Origin of the sequence: Pseudomonas sp. EggHat1, from assembly GCF_014892995.1 — a bacterium.
Taxonomy (GTDB): Bacteria; Pseudomonadota; Gammaproteobacteria; order Pseudomonadales; family Pseudomonadaceae; genus Aquipseudomonas; species Aquipseudomonas chaetocerotis.
In genome coordinates, this window is record NZ_JACKQK010000008.1 from 12,724 (window position 1) to 26,930 (window position 14,207).

At 62.3% G+C, this 14,207-nt stretch carries 12 protein-coding genes; 7 read left to right on the top strand and 5 right to left on the bottom strand.

The genetic code is table 11. From position 1 onward, the window contains the following. Positions 1 to 20 precede the first annotated feature (20 nt). Entirely contained in the window at positions 21 to 1,124 is a 1,104-nt protein-coding gene (locus INS93_RS14045; protein WP_192982996.1) for an efflux RND transporter periplasmic adaptor subunit, read from the top strand. A 6-nt stretch (positions 1,125 to 1,130) separates the two neighbouring features. Beyond that, a complete protein-coding gene (locus INS93_RS14050) occupies positions 1,131 to 4,205 on the top strand; it encodes an efflux RND transporter permease subunit (protein ID WP_192982998.1) in 3,075 nt (1,024 codons plus the stop codon). 119 nt (positions 4,206 to 4,324) lie between these two features. Here the strand turns inward: INS93_RS14050 and bfr are convergent, their stop codons facing one another. The 3 genes from bfr to INS93_RS14065 form a co-directional block, all read right to left on the bottom strand. Further along, positions 4,325 to 4,795, bottom strand: coding sequence for a bacterioferritin (gene bfr, locus INS93_RS14055; RefSeq protein ID WP_003462607.1), 471 nt, complete (start codon positions 4,793 to 4,795; stop codon positions 4,325 to 4,327). Positions 4,796 to 5,064: 269 nt separating this feature from the next. Then, on the bottom strand, positions 5,065 to 6,594 hold the full coding sequence (glpD, locus tag INS93_RS14060; RefSeq protein ID WP_192983001.1) for a glycerol-3-phosphate dehydrogenase: 1,530 nt from the start codon (positions 6,592 to 6,594) through the stop codon (positions 5,065 to 5,067). Positions 6,595 to 6,792: 198 nt separating this feature from the next. Further along, positions 6,793 to 7,551: a DeoR/GlpR family DNA-binding transcription regulator gene (locus tag INS93_RS14065; RefSeq protein WP_160019785.1), complete on the bottom strand. Its 759-nt coding sequence runs from the start codon at positions 7,549 to 7,551 to the stop codon at positions 6,793 to 6,795. A 98-nt stretch (positions 7,552 to 7,649) separates the two neighbouring features. Between INS93_RS14065 and ybaK the strand changes: the two genes are divergently transcribed. The 4 genes from ybaK to INS93_RS14085 all read left to right on the top strand — a co-directional run bounded on the left by ybaK (position 7,650) and on the right by INS93_RS14085 (position 11,363). Continuing rightward, complete coding sequence (gene ybaK, locus INS93_RS14070; protein WP_192983004.1) at positions 7,650 to 8,120, top strand: Cys-tRNA(Pro) deacylase; 471 nt, start codon at positions 7,650 to 7,652, stop codon at positions 8,118 to 8,120. Positions 8,121 to 8,201: 81 nt separating this feature from the next. Beyond that, positions 8,202 to 9,689 (top strand): glycerol kinase GlpK, encoded by a 1,488-nt coding sequence (gene glpK / locus INS93_RS14075; RefSeq protein WP_192983007.1) that lies wholly within the window; start codon positions 8,202 to 8,204, stop codon positions 9,687 to 9,689. Then, positions 9,686 to 10,459 carry a substrate-binding periplasmic protein gene (locus INS93_RS14080; RefSeq protein WP_192983010.1) on the top strand — a complete coding sequence of 258 codons (774 nt, stop codon included), beginning with the start codon at positions 9,686 to 9,688 and terminating at the stop codon, positions 10,457 to 10,459. Before glpK ends, INS93_RS14080 begins: the two co-directional genes overlap by 4 nt. Positions 10,460 to 10,556: 97 nt before the next feature. Continuing rightward, positions 10,557 to 11,363: a PhzF family phenazine biosynthesis protein gene (locus INS93_RS14085; RefSeq protein ID WP_192983013.1), complete on the top strand. Its 807-nt coding sequence runs from the start codon at positions 10,557 to 10,559 to the stop codon at positions 11,361 to 11,363. A gap of 1 nt (position 11,364) precedes the next feature. Here the strand turns inward: INS93_RS14085 and INS93_RS14090 are convergent, their stop codons facing one another. Both INS93_RS14090 and argF read right to left on the bottom strand, forming a co-directional pair. Beyond that, complete coding sequence (locus INS93_RS14090) at positions 11,365 to 12,471, bottom strand: ABC transporter ATP-binding protein (protein ID WP_192983016.1); 1,107 nt, start codon at positions 12,469 to 12,471, stop codon at positions 11,365 to 11,367. Then, on the bottom strand, positions 12,468 to 13,388 hold the full coding sequence (gene argF / locus INS93_RS14095) for an ornithine carbamoyltransferase (protein ID WP_160019779.1): 921 nt from the start codon (positions 13,386 to 13,388) through the stop codon (positions 12,468 to 12,470). Before argF ends, INS93_RS14090 begins: the two co-directional genes overlap by 4 nt. 338 nt (positions 13,389 to 13,726) lie before the next feature. Between argF and INS93_RS14100 the strand changes: the two genes are divergently transcribed. After that, positions 13,727 to 14,158 (top strand): hypothetical protein, encoded by a 432-nt coding sequence (locus INS93_RS14100; RefSeq protein ID WP_160019778.1) that lies wholly within the window; start codon positions 13,727 to 13,729, stop codon positions 14,156 to 14,158. Positions 14,159 to 14,207 lie beyond the last annotated feature (49 nt).

Consider the following 14,207-nt stretch of genomic DNA (forward strand, 5'->3'; position numbering starts at 1 on the left):
TTCTCCGAAAGGTCTTACACATGTCCCGCCACGTTCTCCCGCTTGTTGCGTCTTTGGGTCTCGTATTTATGCTGTCTGCCTGCGGTAACGGTGAGCAGGTGGAGCAACCGATCCGTCCTGCCATGGTGGTGCAGCCGCAGCCGGCTACCGCGCTGGTCGACAGCTATCCGGGCGAGGTGCGTGCACGCTACGAGCCTGAGCTGGCCTTCCGTATCGCCGGCAAGGTGAGCAAGCGCATGGTGGATGTCGGCGACCGGGTGAAGAAAGATCAGCCACTGGCCGAACTGGACCCCCAGGACGTGCGCCTGCAACTGGAAGCCATCCGCGCGCAGATGGCGGCAGCCGATGCCAACCTGCAGACCGTGCGCGCCGAGCGTGAGCGCTACAAGGCGTTGCTTGGGCGCAACCTGGTCAGCCGCTCGCAGTTCGACAACGTCGAGAACCAGTACCGTGCTGGCGCAGCGCGTCTGAAACAGGTCAAGGCCGAGTACGACGTGGCCCGCARTCAGACCGACTATGCCGTGCTGCGGGCCTCGCAGGACGGCGTGATCGCCCGCCGTGCGGTCGAGGTGGGGCAGGTGGTGGCGGCGGGGCAGACGGTGTTCACCCTGGCTGCCGATGGTGAGCGCGAGGTGTCGATCAGCCTGCCGGAGCAGGGCTTCGGTCGTTTCGAGATGGGTCAGGTGGTCGAGGTCGAACTGTGGTCGCAGCCTGATCAGCGTTTCCCTGGGCGCATCCGCGAGATGGCGCCGGCGGCCGATCCACAATCGCGCACCTTCGCCGCCCGTGTCGCGTTCACCGAAGGCAAGGTGCCGGCCGAACTGGGGCAGAGCGCGCGGGTATTCATCGCCAGTAATGGCGAGGTACCGCTGGCGGTGCCGCTGTCGGCACTCAGCGCCGAGCAGGGGCAAGCGTTCGTCTGGGTAGTCGATCCCAGGGAGCACATCGTGCAACGCCGTCCGGTCCGTGTCGGCGCCTATGGTGATGATCGTGTGCCGGTGCTGGAGGGGCTGGCCGCTTCCGATTGGGTGGTCGCCGCCGGGGTGCAGATTCTGCGCGAGGGCCAGCAGGTACGCCCGGTCGATCGGGATAATCGCAATGTCGAACTGGCAGCCAAGGAGTAAGCCTGCATGAGCTTCAACTTGTCTGCCTGGGCGCTGCGCCATCGCCAGATCGTCCTCTACATCATGCTGCTGTTCGCCGTGGTCGGTGCACTGTCCTACACCAAGCTGGGTCAGAGCGAAGACCCGCCGTTCACCTTCAAGGCCATGGTGATTCGCACCAACTGGCCGGGCGCCAGCGCTGAAGAGGTATCACGCCAGGTCACCGAGCGCATCGAGAAGAAGTTGATGGAGACCGGCGAGTATGACCGTATCACCAGCTTCTCCCGCCCGGGCGAATCGCAGGTCACCTTCATGGCACGCGATTCCATGCGCAGCGCCGAGATTCCCGAGCTGTGGTATCAGGTGCGCAAGAAGATCAGCGACATTCGCCACACTTTGCCGCCCGGTATTCAGGGGCCGTTCTTCAACGACGAGTTCGGCACCACCTTCGGCAATATCTATGCGCTGACTGGCAACGGTTTTGACTACGCGGTGCTCAAGGACTACGCCGACCGCCTGCAGCTGCAACTGCAGCGGGTCAAGGATGTGGGCAAGGTCGAGCTGGTGGGGCTACAGGACGAGAAGATCTGGATCGAACTGTCCAACACCAAGCTGGCGACCCTCGGCCTGCCGTTGTCGGCCGTACAGCAGGCGCTGGAGGCGCAGAATGCGGTCGCGGCTGCCGGTTTCTTCGAAACCGCCAGCGAGCGTATTCAACTGCGTGTGACCGGGCGCTTCGAGTCGGTGGAGGAAATTCGCGATTTTCCCATTCGCGTCGCCGATCGTACCTTCCGCATCGCCGACGTGGCCGAGGTCAAGCGCGGCTTCAACGATCCACCCGCGCCGCGCATGCGCTTCATGGGCGAGGACGCCATCGGCATTGCCGTGGCGATGAAGGACGGCGGCGATATCCTGGTGCTGGGCAAGGCGTTGGAGGGTGAGTTCGCCCGCCTGCAACAGACGCTGCCGTTGGGCATGGAGCTGCGCAAGGTGTCGGATCAACCGGCGGCGGTGAAAACCGGCGTGGGCGAGTTCGTCAAGGTGCTGGTGGAGGCGCTGGTGATCGTGCTCGCGGTCAGCTTCTTCTCCCTGGGCGTGCGCACTGGCCTGGTGGTGGCGCTGGTGATTCCGCTGGTGCTGGCGATGACGTTTGCCGCCATGTACTACTTGGGCATCGGCCTGCACAAGATTTCTCTCGGCGCGCTGGTGCTCGGCCTCGGGCTGCTGGTGGACGACGCGATCATCGCGGTGGAGATGATGGCGATCAAGATGGAGCAGGGCTACGACCGTTTCAAGGCCGCCAGCTTCGCCTGGACCAGCACGGCGTTTCCCATGCTCACCGGCACCTTGATCACCGCTGCGGGCTTTCTGCCCATCGCCACCGCGCAGTCCGGTACGGGCGAATACACCCGGTCGATCTTCCAGGTGGTGGCCATTTCGCTGATCGCCTCATGGATTGCGGCGGTCATGTTCGTGCCCTACCTGGGCGACAAGCTACTGCCCGATCTGGCCAAGCTGCACGCGGCAAAACACGGAGGCAGCGCAGGCGGTCATGACCCTTATTCGACTCCCTTCTACCGCCGTGTTCGCGCCACGGTGGAGTGGTGCGTGCGCCGTCGTGGCGTCGTGATCCTGCTGACCATTGCGCTGTTCGTCGCCTCGGTGCTGCTGTTCCGCTTTGTGCCGCAACAATTCTTCCCGGCTTCCGGGCGCCTGGAGCTGATGGTCGACATCAAGCTGGAGGAGGGCGCCTCGCTGAGCGCCACCGAGGCCGAAGTGCATCGCCTGGAGAAGCTGCTCAAGGAGCAGTCCGGCATCGACAACTACGTGGCCTATGTCGGCACCGGCTCGCCGCGTTTCTACCTGCCGCTGGATCAACAATTGCCGGCAGCGAGTTTCGCTCAGTTCGTGGTGCTGGCTTCGAGCATCGAGGAGCGTGAGCGCCTGCGCAGCTGGCTGATCCAGATCATGAACGATGAGTTTCCGTCCCTGCGCAGCCGCGTCAGCCGCCTGGAGAACGGGCCGCCCGTGGGCTACCCGATCCAGTTCCGCGTCAGCGGCGAGCATATCGACGAGGTGCGCGCCCTGGCCCGTCAGGTGGCGGACAAGGTGCGCGAAAACCCGCATGTGGTGAACGTGCACCTGGACTGGGAAGAACCGAGCAAGGTGGTGATCCTCAATATCGATCAGGATCGTGCCCGTGCCCTGGGGGTCAACACCGCCGAGCTGTCGCGCTTTTTGCAGGGCTCGCTTTCCGGTACCAGCGTCAGCCAGTACCGAGAGGGCAATGAGCTGATCGAGATTCTTCAGCGCGGTACGCCGCAGGAACGCAAGGCGCTAAGCCTGCTGCCGAGCCTGGCGGTGCCGACCGACAGCGGCCGCAGCGTGGCGCTGTCGCAGGTGGCAACGCTGGAATACGGCTTCGAGGAAGGCATCATCTGGCACCGCAATCGCCTGCCCAACGTCACCGTGCGTGCGGATGTGTATGGCAAGCAGCAGCCGGCCAGTCTGACCCAGCAGATACTGCCGACGCTCGAGCCGATCCGCGCCGAGCTGCCCGATGGTTATCTGCTGGAGGTGGGCGGTACGGTAGAAGACTCAACCCGTGGGCAGAAGTCGGTGAATGCAGGTGTGCCGCTGTTCATCGTGGTGGTGCTGACGCTTTTGATGCTGCAACTGAAGAGCTTCTCGCGCTCGGCGATGGTATTTCTCACCGCACCGCTGGGCCTGATCGGCGTCACCCTGTTCTTGTTGATCTTCCGCCAGCCGTTCGGCTTCGTCGCCATGCTCGGCACCATCGCCCTGGCCGGGATGATCATGCGTAACTCGGTGATTCTGGTCGATCAGATCGAACAGGACATCAGCAGCGGGCTGGATCGCTGGCACGCCGTCATCGAGGCCACGGTGCGGCGCTTCCGACCCATCGTGCTCACTGCACTGGCAGCGGTGCTGGCGATGATTCCCCTGTCGCGCAGCGTGTTCTTCGGGCCGATGGCGGTGGCCATCATGGGCGGTCTGGTGGTCGCGACGGCGCTGACCCTGCTGTTCCTGCCGGCACTGTATGCAGCGTGGTTCCGGGTCAGGGAGAGCGAGGCGCGTTGAGTCGTGGGAGGCGCTTCAGTGGCGACTTGCTATCGCGGCTTGCGCCCCTTCCACGAGATTCGGGATAGCCATAAAAAACGGGAGCCAGTGGCTCCCGTTTTTCGTCGAGCGGATCGGACTTATTCGTCCATCTGCGATTGCAGGTAGTTCTGCAGGCCGACGGCTTCGATCAGGCTGAGCTGGGTTTCCAGCCAGTCGATGTGATCCTCTTCGGAGCAGAGGATTTCTTCGAGCAGTTCGCGGCTGGCGTAGTCACCGATGCTTTCGCAGTAGGCGATGGCGGCCTTCAGGTCACCGTGTGCCTTGTGCTCGATCTTCAGGTCGCACTCGAGCATTTCCTTGGTGTTTTCGCCGATCAGGATCTTGCCCAGGTCCTGCAGGTTGGGAATACCTTCGAGGAAGAGAATGCGCTTGATCAGTTTGTCGGCATGCTTCATCTCGTCGATGGACTCGTGGTACTCGTGCTCGCCGAGTTTCTTCAGGCCCCAATCTTCGTACATGCGCGCATGCAGGAAGTACTGGTTGATGGCGACCAGTTCGTTACCAAGAATCTTGTTCAGGTGTTGAATGACCTTCTTGTCGCCTTTCATGACCGCTCCTGCTGCTTCAATGACCGTGATGATCTCGAATTTTCGGCCTGGTTTTCCCTTATGTCAAACTTAAGTAGTTGAAACATAAGTAAAAATAAAACTGAATAAGAATGTTTTTATTCCGCATCACGACGCCAAGTTATTGAATCAATGCAATAAAAAAGTTACTGAAAGTTCTGCGCTGACTGAAACGGATAAGTGACGTCGATATTTTATTTTTTCGTGCCCATAAAAAAGCCCCGCAAGGCGGGGCATGGGGCACGCAGAATTCAGGCGGCGTGAGCCGAATGCGGGTCGCGGCTGTTCAGGTAGTCCTGCAGGCGGGCCTGCTGCACCGGAGTCATGAACAGGCCCAGTTTGCTGCGCCGCCAGAGAATGTCGGCACTGCTGCGCGCCCATTCTTCACGACGCAGGTATTCCACTTCGCGGGTGTAGAGCCCGGCGCCGAGGTGTTCGCCGAGGTCGGTAAGGTTGTGTACGTCATCGAGCAGGCGCCAGCTGCGGCTGCCATAGCTGGTGGCCCAGCGTCTGGCCAGGCTGGTGGGTAACCAGCCATAGCGTTCGCAGAGCGCTTCGACCAGGGCGCTCTGGCTTTGCAGATCCTCGCCACCGGGGAGCGGCGCGCTGGCCGTCCAGCTCGGGCCCATGTTGGTGAAATGCGCGGCCAGTTCCTGCATGGCGGACTCGGCCAGCTTGCGATAAGTGGTCAGCTTGCCGCCGAACACCGAAAGCAGTGGCGCTTCGCCCGGCGCACCGGAGAGCGACAGGGTGTAGTCACGGGTAATGGCCGATGGCTCATCGGATTCGTCATCGCACAGCGGTCGCACGCCAGCGAAGCTGTGCAGCACATCGTCGCGGCTGAGCTGTTGCTTGAAGTGATCGTTGACCACCTTGAGCAGATAGTCGGTTTCCTCGGCGGTGATCGTCACCTGTGCGGGGTCGCCCTGATATTCGCGGTCAGTGGTGCCGATCAGGGTGAAGCGCTCCAGATACGGAATGGCGAAGACGATGCGGCGGTCTTCGTTCTGCAGGATGTAGGCCTGCTCACCGTCATACAGGCGCGGCACGACGATATGGCTGCCCTGGATCAGGCGAATGCCGTACGGCGATTGCTGCTTGAGGTCTTCACGGATGAAGCGCGCGACCCAGGGGCCAGCGGCGTTGACCAGGGCGCGGGCGCGAATGGACAGCAGGCTGCCGTCGCTGCGCTCCAGGTGGATATGCCATAGGCCCTTGCTGCGTCGGGCGCTGACGCAGCGCGTGCGCGGGTGAATGTGCGCGCCTTTTTCCCGTGCGGCCATGGCGTTGAGCACCACCAGGCGAGCATCGTCTACCCAGCAGTCGGAATACTCGAAACCGCGGCTGATTTCCGCTTTCAACGGGCTACCGGCGCCGAAGCGCAGGCCGCGCGAAGCCGGCAGGCGCTCGCGCTTGCCCAGGTGGTCATAGAGGAACAGGCCGGCGCGGATCATCCAGGCTGGGCGCAAGTGCGGACGGTGCGGCAGAACGAAGCGCATCGGTTTGACGATATGCGGCGCCTTGGCCAGCAGCACTTCACGCTCGGCCAGCGCCTCACGTACCAGGCGAAATTCGTGGTGCTCCAGATAGCGCAGACCGCCGTGGATCAGCTTGCTGCTGGCAGAGGAGGTGTGGCTGGCCAGGTCGTCCTTTTCGCAAAGGAACACGGACAAGCCGCGACCGGCTGCATCGGCGGCGATACCCACACCATTGATACCACCGCCAACGACGGCGAGGTCATAGACTTCCGCAACAGGGCTGGCGAACTGGTCATGGGGCATGTGGCACGCTCGGCTATTGGATTCGAATGTGTTGATGTTCACTTTCGAAAATATGCTAGACGAAGATGCGCAGTTTCGCTACCCCGGCGCGCTGGGTGGTCTTGCACAAAGGGGATCAGTCGTAGGGCGGGTGTAACCCGCCATCGGTATGCTGGCGGGTTTCACCCGCCCTGCGTGAATACCTGCCAACCTCGCTGATCAGACCAGATCGAGCTGAACCTTGTGGCTGTGCAGCAGACGGATGATGGCGGCAGAGGGCGCGCTATCGGTGAAGACTCGGTCGACCAGCGCGATGGAGCCCAGGCGCACCACCGCGTTGCGGCCGAACTTGCTGGAGTCGGCCGCAAGCAGAACCTGCCGCGCGTTGTCGATGATGGCCTGGGAAACCCGCACTTCCTGATAGTCGAAATCGAGCAGGCTGCCATCGTCGTCGATACCGCTGATGCCGACGATGGCGTAATCGACCTTGAACTGCTGGATGAAATCCACCGCGGCCTGGCCGACGATGCCGCCGTCGCTGCGCACCGTACCGCCGGCCACCAACACTTCGAAGTCGGCCTTGGCGCTGAGTTGAGCGGCGACGTGCAGGTTGTTGGTGATGACCTTCAGGCCCTTGTGGTTCTGCAGTTCGCGGGCGATGGCCTCGGTGGTCGTGCCGATGTTGATGAACAGCGAGGCGTGATCGGGTATCTGTGCCGCCACGGCTTCAGCGATGCGCTGTTTTTCCTCGCGCATCTGCCCGGCGCGCATGCCGTAGGCGGTGTTCTGAATGCTCGACGATTCGCACGCCGCGCCACCATGGGTGCGGCGCAACAGACCGTGCTCGGCCAACTGGTTGATATCGCGGCGAATGGTCTGTGGGGTAACGGCGAAGGCTTGAGCCAGTTCGTCGATGCTGACGTAGCCGCGCTCGCGGGCGAGGTTGAGGATGTCGTGCTGGCGGGGAGCGAGATTCATGAGCGCTTCCTGTGATGGTCACCCATTATAGGCTGTAGATACGGAGGATTTCGGCCTGTTAATGTAGGGTATCTTTCACAGCGTTTTCACATTCGAACATGACTCCAGCAATCGATCTGTTGAAGAAGGCCAAGGCCGAACACCGTGTGCATAGCTATCAGCATGACCCCAAGGCGCCGTCTTATGGGCTGGAAGCGGCGGAAAAGCTCGGTCTGGCGCCCGAATGCGTGTTCAAGACCCTGCTCGCGGCGACCGAGAAAGGCGAACTCCTGGTGGCGGTGGTGCCGGTGGTCGGCAGTCTCGATCTCAAGGCGCTGGCCGCAGCGGCTGGCGTGAAGAAGGCCGATATGGCCGACCCGAATGCCGCGCAGCGCGCCACGGGTTATCTGGTCGGCGGCATCAGCCCGCTGGGGCAGAAGAAACGCTTGCGCACCTTTATTGACGAATCGGCACGTCGGCATCCAACCATTCACGTCAGCGGCGGCCGGCGCGGGCTGGAACTGGAACTCTCGGCCGAGACCCTGGCGCAGCATACCCAAGGACAGTTTGCCGCTATCGGCAAAGCCTGAACCGCGCAGTATGCTGCCAGTGAATAAGCCACTCTGCGGTCAACAGCAGCGAACGTTACCGATAAAAACAAGGAATCTTGCATGACCCAATACCTGCTAGCCATCGACCAGGGCACCACCAGCTCCCGCGCCATCATCTTCAGTGCCCAGGGATTGCCGGTTGCGCGGGCCCAGCAGGAGTTCAAGCAGTATTTCCCGCAGGACGGCTGGGTCGAGCACGATGGGCAGGAAATCTGGCTGTCCACACTCAAGGTTTGCCGCGATGCGATTGCCAGCAGTGGTCTGCAGCCCGAGGCGATCGCGGCCATCGGCATCACCAACCAGCGCGAAACTACCCTGGTATGGGATGCCGTCAGCGGCACGCCGATCCATCCCGCCATCGTCTGGCAGGATCGCCGTACGGCGGACTACTGCGCCGGGCTCAAGGATCAAGGCCACGAGGCGATGGTCTCGGCCAAGACCGGCCTGCTGATCGACCCCTATTTCTCTGCCACCAAGCTGCGCTGGATCCTGGAGAGCGTACCCGGCGCCCGTGAGCGGGCCGAGCGCGGCGAGCTGCGTTTCGGCACCGTCGACAGCTTCCTGTTGTGGCGCCTGACCGATGGCAAGGTGCATCGCACCGACGCCAGCAATGCCTCGCGCACGCTGATGTTCAATATCCATACCCAACAGTGGGACGAGGAGCTGCTAAAGCTGTTCGAAATCCCCGCCAGCCTGCTGCCCGAAGTGCTCGATTGCGCCGCCGAGTTTGGTCACACCGACAGCGAACTGCTCGGCGCCAGCATCCCGGTGTTGGGTATGGCGGGCGACCAGCAGGCAGCCTTGATCGGCCAGGCCTGCTTCGAGCCGGGTATGGTCAAGAGCACCTACGGCACCGGCTGCTTCATGATCCAGAACACTGGCGATCAGCCGGTGAGCTCGAAGAATCGCCTGCTGACCACGGTCGGCTACCGCCTCGATGGCAAGGTCACCTATGCGGTGGAGGGCAGCATCTTCGTCGCTGGCGCGGCGGTGCAGTGGCTGCGTGACGGTATCAAGCTGATCAGCCATGCGCGTGAGAGCGAGGCGTTGGCCGAAGCGACCGGCGAAGCCTGCGGCGTCTATCTGGTACCGGCTTTCACCGGCCTGGGCGCGCCGTATTGGGACCCCAAAGCACGTGGTGCCATCTTCGGCCTGACCCGCGACACCGGGATCAAGGAGATCGTCACCGCCGGTCTGCAATCGGTGTGCTACCAGACCCGCGACCTGCTCGAAGCCATGCGCCAGGATGGTGCTGCGGCGCCCAGCGCGTTGCGTGTCGACGGTGGCATGGTGGAGAACAACTGGGTCATGCAGTTTCTCGCCGACATCCTCGGTGTCAGCGTCGAGCGCCCCGAGGTCACCGAGACTACGGCGCTCGGCGTCGCCTACCTGGCGGGGCTGAAGCTCGGCCTGTACCAGGACCTCAATGCCATCGCCAGCCACTGGCATCGGCAGCAGCGTTTCGAGCCGAGGATGAACGAGGCGCATCGCGAGCGCCTCTACGCCGGTTGGCTGGATGCGGTGAAACGGGTGCGCAGCGAAGCGTGAAGCGGCTCGCTCTGTGGCGACGCAGCGGCGCTTGTGTGCTGCTGTCGCTGCTGCTCGGCAGTGGGTTGGCGCGGGCCGAGAAACTGGTGATCGCCGGTGATCTGTGGTGCCCGATCAACTGTGCCGCCGATGCCGAGCAACGCGGCATTTTCGTCGAGCTGGCCGAGCAGATCTTTGCCGAGTCCGGCATCGAGGTAGAGTACCGCGTCATCAACTGGGCGCGTGCGGTGCACGACACCCGGCGCGGCAAGCTGGGGGCGTTGATCGGCGCCGGGGTGCAGGATGCGCCAGACTTCATCTTCACGCCCACGGCTCCCGGTGTGTCGCGCATGTGCTTCTACGCTCTGCGCGGCGGAACCTGGCGTTACCAGGGACTGAAGTCGTTGCAGGCCGTGCGTCTTGGCGCGATCAACGGCTACAGCTATGGCGCCGAACTCGATCTGTATCTGCGCGAGCACCATGGCCTGGCTCAGGTGCAACTGATGACTGGCGACCGCGCGCTGCAGAGCAATCTGCGCAAGCTGCGTCACGATCGCATCGATGTGTTGGTAGAAAATGCCTGGGTGATGCAGGCGCTGCTCAGTGAAAACTATCTGCACGGCGATATCGTCGAAGTGGGTTGCCGCCAGCCAGATATACCCATTTACCTGGCATTCGCCCCAGGGCTGGCTGATAGCGCGCGTTATGCACGGCTGTTCGAGCAGGGGCTGCTGCGCTTTCGCGAGGACGGGCGCATGGACGAACTGTTACAGCGTTACGGCCTCCGTTGAGCCTTACTGTTCGGGGAAAATACAGATCGTCTGTACGTGGTTCGGCTTCGATTAACTGGGCATGCTCTGATTTCACAACTACGGCCAGGAACGCCCCATGTCCCTCGAATTTCACCAGATCGACGCCTTCACCGATCAGCCCTTCGCCGGTAACCCTGCCATCGTCTATCGCCTTGACCGCTGGCTCGATGAGGCGCTGATGCAGCGCATCGCCGCCGAGCACAATCTGGCGGAGACGGCATTCGTGGTGAAGGAGGGCAGTGCCTGGCATATCCGCTGGTTTACCCCGGTCAGCGAGGTACCGCTTTGCGGACATGCCACCCTGGCTGCGGCCAAGGTGCTGTTCGACATCTATCGGGAACCGGCCGAGGTGCTGGATTTCAACTGCTTGTCCGGAGCGCTGCAGGTCACCCGGCAGGGCGAGCGTCTGCAGCTGGATTTCCCGGTGCGGCGCGTGGAATCGGTGGCGCAGCCTCTACATGAGCAGGCCGAACGTGCGCTGGAGCGCCAGGTCGAGCAGGTGCTGGCACTGCGCAACGGCGATGGCAGCGTGCAGGAGCTGATGGTGGTGCTGGGCTCCGAGGCCGAGCTTCGCGAGCTGAAGCCCAATCTGCCGGCGCTGGCCACCCTGCCTGGGCTTGGTGTGTTGGTGACTGCCGGCGGGCAAAAGCACGACTTCGTCTCGCGCTACTTCGCGCCGAGCATTGGTATCAATGAAGACCCGGTGACCGGCTCTACCCACTGCATGCTGGTGCCGTACTGGGCCGAGCGTCTGGGACGTACCACGTTGAGTGCCTTCCAGTGTTCGGCGCGCGGTGGTGAGCTGCTCTGTCGTCTGGACGGTGAGCGGGTGAAGATTGCCGGCCACGCGCGGCATATCGCTTCTGGCCAGCTGATGCTCTGATTCAGTTGCTGTTGACCCGGCGCACGCCACCTGATTCGCTCAGTTGCAGTTGCGCGGCTACGCTGCCGAGTGCCGGGAAGGCCACCAGATGATCGGCGGCGACGCGGATGCCCACTTCGTCGCCTGGCTGATGATCGGCATGGCTGGGGAAGATCGATTCCAGCTGGCTGCCGGTGGGCAGCTGCAGGCGATAGAGCGTGGCGGCGCCGAGGAAGGTCTTGCCGACGATGCGCGCCTTCAGTTCGCTGTGCTCGTCCGGGACAATGTCGTCCGGGCGCAGCAATACGTCCACCGCACTACCCTGAGCCCAGGTATAGGCACGGTTGCCGCGGATCATGCCGAGTTCGGTCTGCACCGTTTCCGGGCCGAGCAACTGGCCGCGAATGAAGTAACCCTGCCCGATGAAGCTGGCGACGAAAGGCGTCAGCGGCTCGTGATAGAGGTTGAACGGTGTGTCCCACTGCTCCAGACGACCCGCGTTGAACACGCCGACGTGATCGCTGACTGCGAAGGCTTCTTCCTGATCGTGAGTGACCAGGATGGCGCTGGTGCCACGTGCCTTGAGAATTTCTCGTACTTCATGGCTCAGGCGCCTGCGCAGTTCGCCATCGAGATTGGAGAAGGGCTCATCGAGCAGCAGCAATTTCGGTTCCGGCGCCAGAGCGCGCGCCAGGGCGACCCGCTGCTGCTGACCACCGGACAGCTCGTGCGGGTAACGCTTGGCCAGGTTGCCGAGTTTGACCAGTTCCAGCAGGTCTTGAGTGGCGCGCTCGGCGTTGGGCTGCTTGCGGATACCGAAGGCGACGTTCTCCGCCACGCTCAGGTGGGGGAACAGGGCGTAATCCTGAAACACCATGCCGATATGGCGTTTCTCCGGCGCCAGGGTAAAACCGGCGCGGGAAATCACTTCACCTGCCAGTTCGATTTCGCCTTCCAGGATCGGCTCGAAACCGGCGATGGCGCGCAGTGTGGTGGTCTTGCCGCAACCCGATGGACCGAGCAGGCAACCGATATCGCCAGCGTTGAGGTGCAGGTCGAGATCCTGCACCACCTTGTGCGCGTGGTAGCCGCAATTCAGTCCGCGTAGCTGCAGCAGGGGCTGGCTCATGCGTGGTGGTACGCCGGCTCGACCAGCATCTCCAGCAGCGCCTTCTGGGCGTGCAGGCGGTTCTCGGCTTGATCCCATGCCACTGAGCGCGGGTCGTCGAGCAGGTCGAAGCTGATTTCTTCGCCACGGTGTGCCGGCAGGCAGTGCATGAACAGCACGTCTTCGGTGGCGGCGTCGAGCAGCTCGCGGGTGACCTGGTAGGGGCGGAACAACGCCATGCGCTGCTCTGCTTCGTCTTCCTGACCCATGGAGGCCCACACGTCGGTGCTGACCAGATGGGCGCCGGCCACCGCTTGGCGCGGGTCGCGCACGACCTGCACACGCTCGCCGGCCAAGGCGAGGAAGCGCGCGTCCGGTTCGTAGCCAGCAGGGCAGGCGACCTTCAGCTGGAAGTCGAACTGCATCGCCGCTTCGATATAGGAGTTGCACATGTTGTTGCCATCGCCGATCCAGGCCACCGTCTTGCCGGCGATGCTGCCGCGGTGTTCGAGGAAGGTCTGCATGTCGGCCAGCAACTGGCAGGGGTGCAGATCGTCGGACAGGCCGTTGATGACTGGCACCCTCGACTTGGCGGCGAACTCGGTAAGGTTACTGTGGGCGAAGGTGCGGATCATCACCGCGTCGAGCATGCTCGACATGACGATGGCAGCATCGCCGATCGGCTCGCCACGACCCAGTTGGGTGTCGCGCGGCGAGAGGAAGATGGCCTGGCCGCCGAGCTGGATCATGCCGGCTTCGAAGGACAGGCGGGTGCGAGTCGAGGCCTTCTCGAAGATCATGCCCAGTACGCGATTCTTCAGCGGCTCGAAGAGTACGCCACGGTTGCGCAGATTCTTCAGCTCGATGCCTCGGCGGATCAGTCCCACCAGTTCGTCCGGTGTGTAATCCATCATCGAGAGAAAGTGTCTGACGCTCATCGTTAACTACCTTTATCACTACAGTTCGCAAGCCCGCAGCCGGGGATAAAACCGACAAAAACAGCAGAGCTTGCGGCAGGAGGCCGCAGGGTGCGACGAAACAGGGGAAGGCGCGATCTTATAAGGAAATGACGAGAAGGCGCAAATTGCCGCCCGCAGGCTTGCTTGATCCTGTTTTGTAAGCCTTTTCCCAATTCGGCGTAAGAGATGTCATAAAACTGAAATAATAGATTGCGCCGCTCTAGAACGGGCCTCTACGATGCCGCCGCCTTCAACAAGGCAATGCATTGCCCCCGCAATGGGGAAATCCATGGAATATCTGTGCAAAGGAGTTTTGCATGAAACACGTAGCCTATGCTGCTACCTTGTCCGCCCTGGTCCTGCTGACTGGCTGTGCCAGCCAGAACGTCAGCCAGCCGACCGCACCACTGAATGGTGCCGTTAAAACCAACCTGAAAGCCGACGTGAAAGTAGGCGAATCCATCTCTGGCCAATCTTCGGTGAACATCCTGTTCGGTGTGTTCAAGCTGGGTGGTGATACTCAGTTCGCCGACGGCGTGACTTACGGTGGTGGTGAAGGTGGTTTCGCGCTGGGTCTCGACCCGGTTGCTTCTGCCAAGTCCGCAGCTGCTTACAAGGCTGTCAAGGCTTCGGGCGCCGACCTGATCGTCGCCCCGCGTTACGAAGTGAACGTTCAGGATTACTTCGTATACAAAACCGTTAACGTCAGCGTTACCGGCAAGAAAGGCACCGTTACCTCCATCCGTTGATCGGATCGGTAATTGCCTGAATCGGCAGGCTTGATGCCTGCCGATTCAT